At 59.8% G+C, this 15,144-nt stretch carries 12 protein-coding genes and 1 pseudogene; 8 read left to right on the top strand and 5 right to left on the bottom strand.

The annotated features are described in order from the left end of the window. The first annotated feature begins 9 nt into the window (after window positions 1–9). Entirely contained in the window at window positions 10–1,353 is a 1,344-nt protein-coding gene (locus RGV33_RS10580; protein WP_322144226.1) for a cytochrome c, read from the top strand. Window positions 1,354–1,691: 338 nt separating this feature from the next. Here RGV33_RS10580 and msrA read toward each other — a convergent pair whose 3' ends face one another. Continuing rightward, entirely contained in the window at window positions 1,692–2,198 is a 507-nt protein-coding gene (gene msrA, locus RGV33_RS10575) for a peptide-methionine (S)-S-oxide reductase MsrA (protein WP_322144225.1), read from the bottom strand. A 240-nt stretch (window positions 2,199–2,438) separates the two neighbouring features. Between msrA and RGV33_RS10570 the strand changes: the two genes are divergently transcribed. Both RGV33_RS10570 and RGV33_RS10565 read left to right on the top strand, forming a co-directional pair. Next, complete coding sequence (locus RGV33_RS10570; protein WP_322144224.1) at window positions 2,439–3,776, top strand: MFS transporter; 1,338 nt, start codon at window positions 2,439–2,441, stop codon at window positions 3,774–3,776. A 37-nt stretch (window positions 3,777–3,813) separates the two neighbouring features. Beyond that, window positions 3,814–4,278: a thiol-disulfide oxidoreductase DCC family protein gene (locus RGV33_RS10565; RefSeq protein WP_322144223.1), complete on the top strand. Its 465-nt coding sequence runs from the start codon at window positions 3,814–3,816 to the stop codon at window positions 4,276–4,278. Window positions 4,279–4,421: 143 nt separating this feature from the next. On the opposite strand, the pseudogene RGV33_RS10560 reads toward RGV33_RS10565, so the two are convergent. Then, window positions 4,422–4,901, bottom strand: a pseudogene (locus RGV33_RS10560) (MFS transporter); the annotation flags it as partial. 77 nt (window positions 4,902–4,978) lie between these two features. Continuing rightward, a complete protein-coding gene (locus RGV33_RS10555; protein WP_322144222.1) occupies window positions 4,979–6,478 on the bottom strand; it encodes a PLP-dependent aminotransferase family protein in 1,500 nt (499 codons plus the stop codon). A gap of 77 nt (window positions 6,479–6,555) precedes the next feature. Here RGV33_RS10555 and RGV33_RS10550 point away from each other — a divergent pair, with 77 nt between their 5' ends. Beyond that, window positions 6,556–8,250: a M24 family metallopeptidase gene (locus RGV33_RS10550; protein ID WP_322144221.1), complete on the top strand. Its 1,695-nt coding sequence runs from the start codon at window positions 6,556–6,558 to the stop codon at window positions 8,248–8,250. Between the two features lies 1 nt (window position 8,251). On the opposite strand, the gene RGV33_RS10545 is transcribed toward RGV33_RS10550, so the two are convergent. Next, the gene (locus RGV33_RS10545) at window positions 8,252–9,286 is read right to left on the bottom strand and encodes a methionine synthase (RefSeq protein ID WP_322144220.1); all 1,035 of its coding nucleotides are present in this window, start codon (window positions 9,284–9,286) and stop codon (window positions 8,252–8,254) included. A 27-nt stretch (window positions 9,287–9,313) separates the two neighbouring features. Next, complete coding sequence (locus RGV33_RS10540; protein ID WP_322144219.1) at window positions 9,314–10,297, bottom strand: DUF1852 domain-containing protein; 984 nt, start codon at window positions 10,295–10,297, stop codon at window positions 9,314–9,316. Between the two features lie 443 nt (window positions 10,298–10,740). Between RGV33_RS10540 and RGV33_RS10535 the strand changes: the two genes are divergently transcribed. The 4 genes from RGV33_RS10535 (at window position 10,741) to RGV33_RS10520 (ending at window position 14,965) form a co-directional block, all read left to right on the top strand. Continuing rightward, complete coding sequence (locus RGV33_RS10535) at window positions 10,741–11,430, top strand: GntR family transcriptional regulator (protein ID WP_322144218.1); 690 nt, start codon at window positions 10,741–10,743, stop codon at window positions 11,428–11,430. Between the two features lie 22 nt (window positions 11,431–11,452). Further along, window positions 11,453–12,130 carry a DUF2848 domain-containing protein gene (locus RGV33_RS10530; protein ID WP_322144217.1) on the top strand — a complete coding sequence of 226 codons (678 nt, stop codon included), beginning with the start codon at window positions 11,453–11,455 and terminating at the stop codon, window positions 12,128–12,130. Between the two features lie 7 nt (window positions 12,131–12,137). Further along, window positions 12,138–13,478 (top strand): amidase, encoded by a 1,341-nt coding sequence (locus tag RGV33_RS10525; protein ID WP_322144216.1) that lies wholly within the window; start codon window positions 12,138–12,140, stop codon window positions 13,476–13,478. Window positions 13,479–13,627: 149 nt separating this feature from the next. Next, window positions 13,628–14,965, top strand: coding sequence for an MFS transporter (locus RGV33_RS10520; RefSeq protein WP_322144215.1), 1,338 nt, complete (start codon window positions 13,628–13,630; stop codon window positions 14,963–14,965). Window positions 14,966–15,144 lie beyond the last annotated feature (179 nt).

The following is a 15,144-nucleotide window of genomic DNA, read 5'->3' as shown; positions in this document are numbered from 1 at the left end:
TGAGCACTTATGAACAACCGTCGATTCGCAAGAACCGCTGGCTGGCTGGCGCTGCCGTGCCTGGTCGCGGCAGGCCTGCTGGCCTGGTATGTCACCCGTGAGCCTGCTTCGTCGCTGGGTGCCGAGCCTGTCGCCATGGAGCCGGCGCTGGTCGCCCGAGGCGAGTACGTCGCCCGGGTCAGCGACTGCGTGGCGTGCCACAGCGTGCCCAACAGCGCACCGTTTTCCGGTGGCCTGGAGATGGCCACGCCGCTGGGTTCGATCCATGCCACCAACGTCACGCCAGACCCGGAAACCGGGATTGGTCGCTACAGCCTCGCCGATTTCGACCGCGCGGTGCGCCACGGTGTCGCGCCGGGTGGGCGCCGGCTGTACCCGGCGATGCCGTATCCGTCTTATGCCAAGCTCAGTGACGATGATGTGAAGGCGTTGTATGCGTTCTTCATGAAGGGCGTGGCGCCGGTGCGGCAGGCCAATGTGCCCAGCTCGATCCCGTGGCCACTGAACATGCGTTGGCCGATCGCGCTGTGGAATGGCGTGTTTACCGACAGCAAGCCCTACGTAGCGAAGGCCGGGAAGGATGAGCTGTGGAACCGCGGCGCCTACATCGTGCAGGGGCCGGGGCATTGCGGCAGTTGCCACACGCCTCGGGGTTTGGCCTTTAACGAGAAAGCGCTGGATGAGGGCGGCAAGCCGTATCTGGCCGGTGGCTTGCTGGATGGCTGGTACGCACCGAGCCTGCGGGACGATCACAACACGGGCCTGGGGCGCTGGAGTGAGCCGGAGGTGGTGCAGTTCCTGAAGACCGGTCGCAATAAACATGCGGTGGTTTATGGCTCGATGACCGAGGCGTTCAACAACTCCACGCAGTTTATGAACGACGATGACCTGGCGGCGATTGCGCGGTATCTGCGTTCGCTGCCGGGGGATGAGCAGCGGGATGGGCCGGCTTGGCAGTATCAGGCGGTGTCGGCTGCGGAACATCAGGATGTGCCCGGCGCCCATACTTATGTGACCCGCTGCGCTTCGTGTCACGGGCTGGAAGGCAAAGGGCAACCGGACTGGATGCCGCCGCTGGCGGGGGCCACCTCTGCGCTGATCAAGGAGAGTGCCTCGGCGATCAACATCACCTTGAATGGCTCGCAGCGCGTGGTAGCGGCGAATGTGGCGGACGCTTATCGCATGCCGGCGTTTCGCGAGCAGTTGTCGGACCAGGAGATTGCTGAAGTGCTGACGTTTGTGCGCGGCACCTGGGGCAATCAGGGCGGTACGGTGGATGCGAAGGCGGTGGGCAAGTTGCGTGAGCACACGGGCCCGGCGAGCAGCAGCCCGATTATTCTGCAGATGCGTTGAGGGGTGTAGTCAGGGGTGTGGTGAGCCCCCTGTGATGAGCGAGTTGTGGTGAGTGGATTGTGGTGAGCGGGCTTTGCCCCGCGCTGGGCGCGAAGCGGCCCTAAAAACCAGCCACCGCATGGTGCCTGACACTCTGTGGTGGCCTTATTGGGGCCGCTTCGCAGCCCAGCGCGGGGCAAGCCCGCTCACCACCACAATCCACTCACCACAATCCACTCACCACAATCCACTCACCACAACCCGCTCACCACAACCCACTCACCACAAAGGGGCTTTGTGTCAGCTTGCAAGCGTTGTGTAGATACCTGTGTTCATCAGGTACGCCCGCCCCCACATTTTTAACCGCGTTTGGGCAGCTTCCAGTTCGGCCGAATAAAGTGGCAGGTGTAGCCGTTGGGAATCCGCTCAAGGTAATCCTGATGCTCCGGCTCTGCTTCCCAGAACGGTCCCGCCGGTTCGATTTCGGTCACCACACGGCCTGGCCACAGCCCCGAGGCATCCACGTCCGCTGCGGTGTCTTCTGCCACGTCGCGTTGCTGTTCGCTCAGGTAATAAATCGCCGAACGGTAGCCGGGGCCCAGGTCATTACCCTGGCGGTTGGGCGTGCTGGGGTCGTGGATCTGGAAAAAGAACTCGAGGATCTGCCGGTACGTGATCACCGCCGGGTCGAAGACGATCTCGATGGCTTCGGCATGGTTGCCGTGGTTGCGGTAGGTGGCATTCGGCACCTCGCCGCCGGTATAGCCGACGCGCGTTTGCAGCACGCCGGGGTAGCGTCGCAACAGGTCTTGCATGCCCCAGAAGCAGCCGCCGGCGAGGATGGCGGTTTCAGTTTGGTTGGTCATGGTGTTCTTCCCCTGGATGGATACAGCCCTAGTTATGGGGCCGGGTTGAGTAATACCAAGGTTGAACCGCGGGTTACCAGCGCCGCCCGTCGATAGGCCCCGCCTTATCTGGCCCAAATCCTGCGTACTCCAACCCCGACCAAGTCGCTGCTGACTATGCGGACGACTCTTTTGAGCCCCGCCGCCCAACCCCCGCCCCCGATAATCAAGCATCCCCTACCACCGCCGAGGCCTTCCCCCATGACGAGCCCATCCACCGAACAGGTCAGCCCGCAAACCCTGCGCAGAGTGATCATCGCCGCCGGCATCGGTAACTTCGTGGAGTGGTTCGACTTCGCCGTCTACGGTTTTCTCGCTACCACCATCGCCCAACAATTCTTCCCCAGCGGTGACGCCAGCGCGGCGCTGCTCAAGACCTTCGCGGTGTTCGCGGTGGCCTTCGCGTTTCGACCCCTGGGCGGGATCTTCTTCGGCATGCTCGGCGACCGGATCGGGCGTAAACGCACGCTGGCCATGACGATTTTGCTGATGGCCGGCGCCACCACGCTGATCGGCCTGCTGCCCACCTACGCCGCCATTGGCGTGGCGGCGCCGATTCTGTTGTCGCTGATCCGCTGCGCCCAGGGCTTCTCCGCCGGCGGTGAATACGCGGGCGCCTGTGCCTATCTGATGGAACACGCGCCGAGTGACAAACGCGCGTGGTACGGCAGCTTTGTGCCGGTATCGACCTTTTCCGCCTTTGCCGCAGCAGCGGTGGTGGCGTATGCGCTTGAAGCGTCGTTGTCGGCCGAGGCGATGGGCAGTTGGGGCTGGCGCTTGCCGTTTTTGATCGCCGCACCGCTGGGCCTGGTGGGGCTTTACCTGCGCTGGAAGCTGGATGAGACGCCGGCCTTCCAGGCGGTGAAGCAGGAACACGCAGTCGCCCACTCCCCGCTCAAGGAAACGCTGCGCAACCATGGTGCGGCGATCTGCTGCCTGGGCGCTTTTGTGTCGCTCACGGCGCTGTCGTTTTACATGTTCACCACCTACTTCGCGACGTACCTGCAAGTGGCCGGTGGGTTGAGCCGGGCGATGGCGTTGCTGGTGTCGCTGATTGCACTGATTTTCGCGGCGGCGATTTGCCCGCTGGCGGGGTTGTATTCGGATCGCGTGGGGCGGCGGGTCACAGTGATGACCGCGTGTGTGTTGTTGATCGTGGTGGTGTACCCGTCGTTCCTGATGGCCAGTTCGGGCTCGTTCGCGGCGTCGATTGTCGGGGTGATGTTGCTGGCGGTGGGTGCAGTGTTGTGTGGGGTGGTGACGGCGGCGTTGCTGTCGGAGACTTTTCCGACGCGCACGCGGTATACCGCTTCGGCGATTACTTACAACATGGCGTATACGATCTTCGGCGGTACGGCGCCGTTGATGGCAACATGGTTGATCAGCACCACGGGCAGCAACCTGTCGCCGGCGTTTTATCTGATTGCGGTGGCGTTGCTGGCATTGGCGGGTGGGTTGGCGCTGCCGGAGACGTCGCGGATCTCGCTGCATGACGTGGGCGCGGAGGAAAAAGGCGCGGCGCCGGTGCTGTCGCGTTAAAGTCGGCGGGTGTTCAAAAGCGCCGGAGACCTGAGCCATGCGGATTACCTGCCTTCATACCGCCGCACCACTCCTCAACCCCGGTGAAACCGTGGTGTTGTTCGACGGTGTGTGCAAGCTGTGCAACGGCTGGGCAAGGTTCCTCATTCGCCATGACCACGACCGGCGTGTGCGGTTGGCGGCCGTTCAGTCGCCCGAAGGTCAGGCGCTATTGGCCTGGGCGGGGTTGCCGCTGGATCAGTTCGACACCCTCGCAGTGATCCGCGACCGGCACTACTGGGAGCGTTCGGAGGCGGTGCTCGAAATCATTGCGCAACTGCCTGCCCGCTGGCGCCCATTGCTACTCCTGCGCGCCATCCCGCGTGTCCTTCGGGATTGGGCTTACGACCGCATCGCGCGTAATCGCTATCGGCTCTTCGGGAAGTACGACACCTGCCTGTTGCCGGATCCGGATCATGAGCAGCGTTTTTTGAAAGACACAACAACTGACCGCAGCTATTAATCGCCTTCCTCAACCCGTTGTTTTTCCAGCGCTTGCTCTCTCAACAGAGCCTGTGTGAGCTGCTCAATGTAATCAAATACCTCAGCCTGAACCGAATATTGATACTGCTTACGACGGTTCCTGGAGACGGCGCCGTTATTGGTGTGCGCGAGCCCCGCGCCAATGAACGGCCCCACCGCGTAACCAATGTTGATCACGGTGTAGCGCACCGAAAACACTTTGCCGCGTTCGGCTTCCGGCAGCAGTTTGCCAAACGCGGCCTTGACCACGATATCGATCACTGAATAGGCAAAATTGAACGACACCAGAAACAGGAAAAACAGCCACAGGTGCGACGTGAGGCACATACCAATGAAGCCCACGGTGAAAAAACCCGTGAAGCTGAGGATCAATCGATAGCTGGAGATTTTGTCAGTCAGGTAGCCGCCGTAAAGGCTTAACAACGAGCCGACAAGCATTGCACCGCCTACCACCAGACCGATCTCGCTGATGCCCAACGTGAAGTTGGATGACAGGTAAATCACCATATACGGCAGGGTAATGGCGCGCCCCAGTGTCAGAAACAACGCAGACGACAGCAGCAGATTGACCGAAAACGGGTAGTGTCTGAAGGCTGCGAGCATCCGAATTGATTCCTGTAGTGGGCAGTATCAAAGGCTGGGTCACATATCGTTACACATCCACCTTTCAGCCTGCGTAATTATTTAACCTCTTCCCCAATCGCCTGCGCCGCCTGAGCCAAACGCTGCGTGGCGGTGCGGATCTCCTCCGAATCAAGCGAGGCGAATCCCAAACGCAAGGCATTCTCCGGATGGTCAAAGGGCGAAAACAAGCGACCGCTGCGCACCACCAAGTCCAGCTCCAGCGCCTTTTCAGCCAGTTGGTCGACGTCGATTGAGTCGGCGAACCTGACCCACAGCGCCAGCCCGCCTTCGGGTTCCTGCACGGTTATCTGCTCGCCAAACGCCTCCAGCAGGCAACTGAGCAGCGTCTCCCGGCGCCGGCGGTATTCCCTGGACACCCGGCGCAGGTGCTTCTTCAGCTCGCCATCGTTGATCAAGTCCGCCAGCACCCGCTGCATGACGGCATCGCCCTGGCCCAGGCTCACCGCCGCCGTGCGCTCGAGCGCTTCGATGAGATTCGACGGTGCAACGATGTAGCTGCAACGGAAGGTGCTGCCCAGGGACTTGGACAGCGAGCCGATGTAGATCACATGGCGCTGCGCACTGTCGCTGGCCAGGGGCAAATAGGGCCGACCGGCAAAGTGATACTCGTGGTCGTAATCTTCCTCGATGATGCAGAAGTCATGCAGCCGGGCCAGTTCCAGAAGTTGCTGGCGACGTGCTGCGTGCAAACTGACGGTGCTCGGAAACTGGTGATGGGGGGTGACATACATCATCCGCACGTTGTGCACGCGGCACAGTTCAGCGAGCTGATCGACCCGGCAACCTTCATCGTCCAGGTCCACGGTGACCAGTTGCGCACCCAACTGGCGGAAAATCTCCCAGGCCGGTGGGTAACTCAGGCGCTCGACCACCACCACATCACCGGGTTTGAGCAGCACGCTGGCAGTCAGGTACAGCGACATCTGCACGCCTTGGGTCAGGCAAATCTGCTGCGCATCGACATTCAGGCCTCGATTATGGCGCAACATTTCGGCCAAGGCGTTGCGCAGGTAGTGGCCGCTGCCTTCGCTGCCATGGCGCACGGTGTTGGTGGTGAAGCTGTTGCGCAAGGCATTGCGGTAATAGCGATGCAGCACGGCTTGCGGCAGCAGACGATGGTCACTGGCGCCATTATCGAAAAACAGCGCACCCGCCCGATGGTGCAGCGCTGTTACCTGCTCGCCCGGGGTGAAATAGGCAACCGCCGGGGCCTCCCGCAACGCCGGGGCAAACGACTTCGGCGCGCTGGGCTCGGCGACCGCTCCTGTCGCCAGTTGCGTACTGACGAAGGTACCGCGGCGCTGAATGCTGACCAGCCAGCCTTTGGTCACCGCCTCCTCGTAGGCAAGGATCACCGTCTTGCGGTTGACGTCCAGCAGTTGCGCCATTTCCCGCGTGCCGGGCAACAGCGTTCCGGGGCGCAGGCGGCCCTCGACAATCGCGCTCACCAGACCCTCGATGATCTTTCTGTACGACGCCTGCGGCTGCGCCCCATCGAGTTTGAGCAACGGGCGCCATTTGCGAAGCTGGACCATATGAATTATCCAAAACTGGAGGTTCTTCTGGTCCTAGTCTAACGCAACAATCGAGCCTCAATTGCCCCGAGGTGTTTATGCACAACCGCCATGTCGTTGAACTGTCGCCCTCGGGCAAATCCTTCGAAGCCGCCGATCAATTGCTGCTCGACGCGATGCTTGCCAGCGGCCTGGCCGTACCGTTTTCCTGCCGGCGCGGCGCCTGCGGGTCGTGCAAGGTAAAAGTGGTGTCAGGCCAGTACCGAGACAAGTTGCGCACACCAGACAGCCCTGCCCCCTCTTATCCACTCGCGGCTGACGAGATGTTGCTGTGCCAGAGCCATGCCTGTAGCGACATGCGCCTGGAAATTCCCGGCTGGTCACTGGACACGCCAGCGCTGGAGGTCACCGCCCAGGTGATCGGCAAACGCGCGTTGAGCGCCGATATCATCGAGCTGGTGTTGCTGCCAGCGCAGCCACTCGACGTTCGGGCCGGCCAGTACCTCAGGTTTCGCCTCGACGATGGCGACAGCCGCTGTTTCTCTGTCGCCAACCTGCCCGCACAGGATCAGGGCCAGCTGGTGTTTCATATTCGCCAAGTCAGCGGTGGCCTGTTTTCCGAACGCATTCTGCCGACCCTGCAAGTGGGTGATGCGCTGAAACTCGAAGGCCCCGTGGGCGCCTGCACCTGGCAACACGACGATGGCCGCCCGGTTGTGCTGTTCGCCACCGGCACCGGTTACGCAGGCATCAAGCCCTTGTTGCTGACGGCCCTGGCCCGCCACGCCAAGGTCAGCCTGTACTGGGGTAACTCAGCGCCGGCGGACTTCTACGACGCTGAGTTTCTTGAGCAGGCCAGCCAGGCACATCCGCGCTTTCACTGGCATCGCGTCCAGTCGGCAGATGCCCGCGTGCAACAGGTTGCGCTGGCACAGCCGCACAACTGGGCCGAGAGCCAAATCTACGCCTGCGGCAGTAGCACGATGATCAAGCAAGTGCGCGAAACCTGCCTGGCAGCGGGCGCGCAGGCTCATCGTTTTGTCGCAGAAGCCTTCGTTTCCAGCGGTGCATTGCCGCAGGCGTCGTCCCTCAAGGCGCTGGACCCGGTGCTGGAAAAAGTCGGCCCGCGCTACTCACTGGACGGCATGCTTGCCGCCCGCGAGCAAACGGTTAGAGCCCTGGCCGCCATCGCCGACCAGTTGAAGGTGGGCATGAACACGGCGCAAGCCCTTCAAATGGCCAGTCAAACATTGCAAAACATGGGCGCGTCTCACACCTGGCACCCCACCTATATACGCTTTGGCGACGACACCGTCCGCACACCGCGCCAAGGCGTCGACCTGTCGCGCACGCTGCGCGCCACCGATATCGCCGTGGTCGACCTCGGCCCGGTGTGGGATGGCTACGAAGGCGATTACGGCGACACCTTTGTATTCGGCGAGCACCCGCTGCATGACGCCTGCGTGAAAGCACTGCATGAAGTGTTCGACGAAACCCGCCATGCCTGGCACCGCGGGCTGACCGGGCGCCAGCTCTATGATTTCGCTGAACGAAGTGCCCACTCCAAAGGCTGGCGCCTGGAGCGCAACCTGGCAGGCCACCGCATCGCTGACTTCCCGCATGCGCTGTTCGGGCAGGACAAGCTGGCCGAAGTCGAGATTGTGCCGAGCGAGATGGTGTGGGTTTTGGAAATTCAGCTGTGCCACCCCACACTACCGATCGGGGCGTTCTTCGAGGACATCCTCGTTGGCGAGGCCAACTGGCTCAAACCACGCTATGTGTTGCAAAGTTGACTCAGCCTTGGTTCAACAGTTCTCTACGGACGATGTCTGCGCCAGCACTTAAGGCATTAAGCTTGCCTCTGGCTACGCCACGCGATAACGGGGCCATGCCACAGTTGGTGCAAGGGTAAAGCTTGTCGGCCTCTACAAACTGAAGGGCTTTGCGCAAGGTATTGGCGACTTCCTCTGGCGTCTCAATGATATTGGACGCCACGTCAATGGCCCCTACCATCACTTTTTTGCCTCGAATGAGTTCAATCAGCTCCATCGGAACATGAGAGTTGTGGCATTCCAGCGAGACTATATCGATGCTGGATTTTTGCAGCTTCGGGAAAGCCTCCTCATATTGACGCCACTCTGAGCCCAGTGTCTTCTTCCAGTCCGTATTGGCTTTGATGCCGTAGCCATAGCAAATATGCACGGCCGTTTCACAGTTGAGGCCTTCAATGGCCCTTTCCAGAGTGGCCACGCCCCAGTCATTCACCTCATCAAAAAAGACATTAAAGGCGGGCTCGTCAAACTGGATAATATCAACCCCCGCCGCCTCTAACTCCCTGGCTTCCTGATTGAGAATCTTGGCGAACTCCCACGCCAGTTTTTCGCGACTTTTATAATGGTTGTCATAAAGCGTGTCGATCATCGTCATGGGCCCCGGCAACGCCCACTTTATCGGTTGCCTGGTTTGTTGACGTAAAAACTTGGCCTCTTCGACAAACACTGGTCGTTGGCGAGTAACCGCCCCTACCACCGTTGGTACACTCGCGTCGTAGCGATCGCGAATTCTAACGGTCTCACGCTTTTCAAAATCAACGCCGCTGAGGTGCTCAATAAAGGTAGTGACAAAGTGTTGGCGCGTCTGTTCACCATCACTGACAATATCGATACCGGCCTGTTGTTGCTCTTGCAATGACAAACGTAAAGCGTCTTGCTTGCCCTCAATTAACTCCTCACCTTGCAATTTCCAAGGTGACCAAAGTGTCTCAGGCTGTGCCAGCCAGGCGGGTTTAGGCAAGCTGCCGGCAGTTGACGTGGGTAATAATTTTTTCATATCGGATAACCTTGTATTTTTAACCAGTCAAAAAGCGCAATTGGCGGACCACTGTTCAAGCACAGCCTGGTAGGGTTTGATAAAGTTTTCTTCGACAAACTTCCCCTGCTCAATGGCCAGCCGGCCACGTTCCTCTCGATCATAAACAATGAGGGTCAATGAGTAGTCTTGATGCTTCAGGCTTGGCTGATAGGATTTTCCTGCTGCTGAGTTCGCATTGTAAATCTCAGGTCGGTATATTTTTTGGAACGTGTCCATCGTGCTGATGGTACTGATCAGTTCAAGGTTGGTGTAATCACCGAGCAAATCCCCGGAAAAATAGAAAGCCAAAGGCGCAACGCTATTTGAAGGCATGAAGTAGCGAACCTTCAGCCCCATTTTCTGGAAATATTCATCCGTTAACGAGTACTGGTCTTGCTGATATTCAACGCCCAATACCGGATGCTGGTTTTCAGTCCGATGGTAGGTCCTGGTATTCGAAACACTTAGGCATATGACAGGAAGCTTATTGAAATGGTCCTGGTAGACGCTTGAATTCACAAAGCATTTAAATAGCTTTCCATGCAGTGCCCCAAAATTATCGGGGATGCTGAATCCAGGCTGCCCCTGATTGTGCCCGGACAACAGCACACTGAAGTCATAATCCCGTACATAGGAGGAAAAATTATTGCCTACGATACCGGCAAAGCGCTCGTTGGTTTGTTGATCAACAATATTTGTTTTCAGTATTTCAATCAGCGGAATGGCAGTGCCGCTGCCTTCAAGACCAATGCCCATCTCGACCGAAATAATTTCAAGTTCGAGCGTATAACGATCGCCCTTGGGGTTATCCCAGTGTGCCAAGGCATTGAAGCGGTTGTTAATCATCCTCAAGGTGTTGCGCAAGTTCTCTTGGCGGCTGGTCCCTCTGGCCAAATTAGCAAAGTTTGTGGTGATGCGCGTATTTTCAGAGGGGTGATAATTCTCGTCAAAACAAATGCTTTTAATAGAAAATGAAAATTCATTATTCATTGCCGTCTGACACCCTAATTATCCGAGATAACACCCGAGTGCATTGCCTTGCCTGGCGACATCTCAGTAGTCTTCATAGTATCTATATTTAAGGTGTATTTTAGGCTGAACTATTGACCGAGCAAAAATGAATTGATTTCACTAAACCTTTAGCCATCTTCATGATGTGTAAACAGCCAATTGCAGAAGTCCCTGCCCCGCAGCACTCACTGAAGTGTCCTGGCTTTTGATCCCGCCCCTGAATTGCACAAACAGCGGGCGCCACGGCACCAAATTCGGGCACAAAGGTAACAAGTAACACCTCACAGCTTGTTCCCCGAAGCGCGTCTGAATTTCTAAAACCCTCTAAAGCCAAGGCTCTGCGCCCGTTTGCAAAAAAATGGCATAGCCCTTGCTTCACTCTGAAAATCATCTGATATATCAGATGATTTTCAGGAGTGGATATGTCCGAACCGACCAACCTCATACGCCATCACCAACCCCCGATGGCTCCCACAAAAAGCGCAGCGCAACTGCGTGAGCTGGCCTATGCCCAAATCAAGCAGCGGATTATCAGCTGCGAGTATCGCCCTGGCGATGCGATCAACGAGGCGCAACTGACCGCTGCGCTGGGCATTGGCCGAACCCCCATCCACCAAGCGCTGCACCGTCTGGAAGTGGAAGGCATGGTCACGATCATGCCGCGCAAAGGCGTGATGGTGACCGCCCTGTCACTCAACGATGTACTCGACATGATCGAAGTGCGCGTGAGCAACGAACAGCTGTGCGTCAAGCTCGCGGTAGAGCGCGCCAAGGACACCGACATCCAGGCCATGCGCGACATCCTCGAGCGCACCCCTGCCCTTTTAGCCAGGCACGACGTGGCCGGGCTGATGTCGCTGGACCTGGAGTTTCACATGTCCATATCAGCCGCCGCCCACAACCGCGTGCTGGCCGAGTTGCTGCGCAACCTGCACGAAAAACAGGCGCGTTTCTGGTACCTGACCCTGTCGGAAAACCATCACAGCGAACGCATCTACCACGAACACCTGCAAATCCTTGAAGCGGTGGAGCAGCGCGACGGCACCGCCGCCATCGCCGCGATCCATCACCACATTGACGATTTCCGCCGCGCAATCATGCGCACGCTTTGATCACTCACTACGAGCACTTTTCATGACTCAAATGACTTTCCATGTCGTCGGCCAAGGCGAGCACCACTCCAGCATCAAACACCTGATCATCGCAGGCTGGGCGGGGCGTAACAGCGAAGCGGTGGAACACCACATTGCCGAACTGGAAGCACTGGGCGTGCGCCGACCCACCCAGGTGCCGTGCTTCTATCGCGTGTCCGCCAGCCTGTTGAACAACGCCGAGACGATTCAGGTGCCGGGCAAGGACTCTTCCGGCGAGACCGAGTTCGTGCTGATCCCAAGCGAGCAAGGCCTGTTGATCGGCCTGGGCTCGGACCACACCGACCGCAAGGTCGAAAGCTACGACGTAACCGTGTCCAAGCAGATGTGCGACAAACCCATCGCCCAGCAGGTGTGGCGCTACACCGAAGTCCAGCCGCATTGGGACCACCTGGTGATGCGCACCTGGCGTGTGCGTGATGGCGTGCGAGCGCTGTATCAGCAAGGGCCGGTGACCAACCTGCTGGCGCCGGAAACGTTGCTGGCGAAACTTAATAACGACGCCGCGCTGCCTGCCGATACAGCAATGTTCTGCGGCACGCAGTCGGTGATCGGCGAACTGGGTTATGGCGAAGCCTTCGAAATGGAACTGTTCGACCCCATCCTCAACCGCAGCCTGCGCCACCAGTACGGTGTCGAGCCGCTGCCTGTCGCTGAGTAAACCCACGATGACCACGATTGCAGAACTCGCCCGCAAGCTTGCCGAGGGCCGCACCAGCAGTGAGGCATTGGTCAATGACGCGTTAACGCGTATTGAAGCGCATCGCACAGCAGGCGGCACGGCATATATCAGCGTCGACGCCGACAGCGCCCTGAGCGCTGCGCGGGCCAGCGACCTGGCGCGCGCCTCCGGCTACGTGCCGTCGGCGCTGGCCGGGCTGCCCGTGTCGATCAAAGACTTGTTCGATGTGGCCGGGCAGGTCACGGCGGCCGGCTCGCAATTACTCGCCGATGCGCCGCCCGCCCGCCACGATGCCGTGGTCGTCGAGCGCCTGAGGGCGGCCGGCGCGATCTTGCTCGGCCGCACCAACATGAGCGAGTTTGCCTTTTCCGGGCTGGGGTGGAACCCCCACTACGGCACGCCGCTCACACCGTGTGCAGAGGGGCGCATCGCTGGCGGCTCCAGTTCCGGCGCCGCCGTGAGCGTGGCGCTGGGCATGGCGGTAGCGGGCTTGGGCACTGACACCGGTGGCTCGATCCGTATCCCCGCAGCCTTCTGCAACCTCGTCGGTTTCAAACCCAGCGCCAGCCGTGTGCCGATGACTGGCACCTTCCCGTTGGCCGCCAGCCTGGACTCGGTCGGCGCACTGTCAAACAGCGTCGCCGACTGCATCCTGCTCGACCAGATACTCAGCGGCCAATCGCTGGATACCCGCGCCGCGCCGTTGGCCGGGCTGCGCCTGGCGGTCACCCGTGACGTGGTGCTCGATCAACTGGATGCCACCGTGGCGGCAGCGTTCGAACGCAGCCTGGACCTGCTCGCCAAGGCCGGTGCAAGTATCCGCTGGTTCGACTTCCCTGAGCTGCACCAACTGCCGCGCATCAATGCTGCCGGCGGGCTCACGGCCGCCGAAGCCTGGCAGGGCCATCGCCAGTGGCTCGAGGGCGACCGCAGCGAGGCTTACGACCCACGCGTTGCACAACGCATACGCCGTGGCGCGGCCATCAGCGCAGCCGATTACCTGGACATCCAGGCCGAACGCCAACGCCTGATCAGCGTGGCGCGTGAACGCCTGGGTGACGCCGATGCATGGTTGCTGCCGAGTGTCGCGATAGTGCCACCCAAGCTTGCCGACCTGGCGGATGACGCGGCTTTTTTTGCCACCAACGGCCTGGTATTGCGCAATACCAGCGTGCTCAATTTTCTGGACGGCTGCGCCCTGAGCCTGCCTTGCCAGCGCGGCGACGAACTGCCGGTAGGCTTGTCGATTGCCGGCCTGCAGGGTCAGGACGCACGGGTGCTGCAAGTGTCTCGCTCAATCGAGGCGCTGTTACGCCAGGGCACGTAACGCACTGGCGTTGAACCAACGGCAGGCTCCACCTGCCCTTGGTTCAATTATTGACTCACCGCAAAAATTCCACGGCGGCCGCCCGTGCGCCCGCACTCGCCTGCCAATCGGCTTGCGTACCCATGCGCAACGAATTGACGAGACAACTTATGAACCCAAGTAACGCAACTTCATCGCTGGAACTGGACCACTCACCGATGTCCGACGAAGTGGCTGTTGTGTACCGCAAGATCGCCTGGCGGTTGCTTCCGTTCCTGGTATTCCTCTTCGTACTGGCCTGGATCGACCGGGTCAACGTCGGCTTCGCCAAACTGGCGATGCTGCAGGACCTGGGCTTCAGCGAGGCCGTCTACGGCCTGGGCGCAGGGATTTTCTTCATTGGTTACTTCTTCTTCGAAGTGCCCAGCAACCTGCTGCTGGAAAAAATCGGCGCGCGGCGCACACTGGCCCGCATCACGATAATGTGGGGCCTGACGTCCATCGCCATGGCCTACGTCGAAAGTGCCTGGTCGTTCTACGTGCTGCGGTTTCTGCTCGGGGCGTTTGAAGCGGGCTTTTTCCCGGGTGTGGTGCTGTACCTGACCTACTGGTTTCCGGCGGCGCAGCGCGCAAAGATCAACGGCATGTTCATGACCTCGTTCGCCATCGCTGGCGTGGTCGGCGGCCCACTGGCGGGGTTTATCATGAGCCACATGGTCGGCGTCGGCAGCCTGGCCAACTGGCAATGGCTGTTCATTCTCGAAGGCATTCCCTCGGTGATCGCAGGTTTCCTGGTATTGCGCTACCTGCCGGAAAAACCCATCAATGCCAAATGGTTGAGCCCGGCACAACGCACGATGGTCAGCGACACAATCGCCCGCGAAGACCAGGCGCCCGGCAAACACAGCGACCTGCGTTCGCTGATTCGTTATCCCAAGCTGTGGCTGTGTGCCCTGGTGTATTTCTGCCTGGTCAGCGGCAACGCGACCATTGCGTTCTGGACCCCGTCCGTCATCAAGGCGTTGGGGGTGGATGACACCATGCGCATCGGCCTGCTCTCCTCGATACCGTTCATATTGGGCACCGTGGCGATGCTGTGGAACGGTTTTCACTCCGACAAGACCTCTGAGCGCCGCGTGCATTGCGCCATGGCTGCGCTGCTCGCCGGGCTCGGGCTGATTGGCACCGGATTGTTTATTGGGAACGCCGTCCTGGCATTGATCGCCCTGACCATTGCGGCCATGGGCATCCTCGCAGCGTTCCCGGTGTTCTGGTCGATTCCCGGGGCCTTTTTGGCCGGTACCGCAGCCGCCGGAGGCATTGCGTTGATCAACTGCATCGGCAACCTGGCGGGGTTCGTGGCGCCCTACATGATTGGCTGGCTGAAAACCCTGACTGGCAGTTTGGCTGCCGGCCTGTATATGGTGGCCGCCTTTGAAATACTCGCAGGCGTGTTGCTGCTGGTGCTGTTCAAAGGGATCAAAGTCAGCAAATCACCGGTTCAGTGAGCAGGGATGATGACTGGAATTAACACGCACACTTCACCGGCGATTCCGCCCAGGCCTTTGTAGGCCGAGACATAGACGGAGGAGAACCCTTCGGCAATTTCGGCGTAGGAGCGCGGGTAAAAGCGCCCGGGTTTCTCACAGGCGTACGCCGTCGGTATGCCGCGGTGTATCCGAGGCCG

The organism is Pseudomonas sp. Bout1 (assembly GCF_034314165.1).
Taxonomy (GTDB): domain Bacteria; phylum Pseudomonadota; class Gammaproteobacteria; order Pseudomonadales; family Pseudomonadaceae; genus Aquipseudomonas.
Note: the sequence above shows the minus strand (reverse complement) of the source record. Positions and strands in the feature narration are given on the sequence as shown.

Bases quoted from the DNA above. Each gene is read 5' to 3' on its own strand.
- RGV33_RS10580 (WP_322144226.1), top strand. From the start codon at position 10: ATGAACAACCGTCGATTCGCAAGAACCGCTGGCTGGCTGGCGCTGCCG.
- msrA (WP_322144225.1), bottom strand. From the start codon at position 2,198: ATGACCAACCAAACTGAAACCGCCATCCTCGCCGGCGGCTGCTTCTGG.
- RGV33_RS10570 (WP_322144224.1), top strand. From the start codon at position 2,439: ATGACGAGCCCATCCACCGAACAGGTCAGCCCGCAAACCCTGCGCAGA.
- RGV33_RS10565 (WP_322144223.1), top strand. From the start codon at position 3,814: ATGCGGATTACCTGCCTTCATACCGCCGCACCACTCCTCAACCCCGGT.
- RGV33_RS10555 (WP_322144222.1), bottom strand. From the start codon at position 6,478: ATGGTCCAGCTTCGCAAATGGCGCCCGTTGCTCAAACTCGATGGGGCG.
- RGV33_RS10550 (WP_322144221.1), top strand. From the start codon at position 6,556: ATGCACAACCGCCATGTCGTTGAACTGTCGCCCTCGGGCAAATCCTTC.
- RGV33_RS10545 (WP_322144220.1), bottom strand. From the start codon at position 9,286: ATGAAAAAATTATTACCCACGTCAACTGCCGGCAGCTTGCCTAAACCC.
- RGV33_RS10540 (WP_322144219.1), bottom strand. From the start codon at position 10,297: ATGAATAATGAATTTTCATTTTCTATTAAAAGCATTTGTTTTGACGAG.
- RGV33_RS10535 (WP_322144218.1), top strand. From the start codon at position 10,741: ATGTCCGAACCGACCAACCTCATACGCCATCACCAACCCCCGATGGCT.
- RGV33_RS10530 (WP_322144217.1), top strand. From the start codon at position 11,453: ATGACTCAAATGACTTTCCATGTCGTCGGCCAAGGCGAGCACCACTCC.
- RGV33_RS10525 (WP_322144216.1), top strand. From the start codon at position 12,138: ATGACCACGATTGCAGAACTCGCCCGCAAGCTTGCCGAGGGCCGCACC.
- RGV33_RS10520 (WP_322144215.1), top strand. From the start codon at position 13,628: ATGAACCCAAGTAACGCAACTTCATCGCTGGAACTGGACCACTCACCG.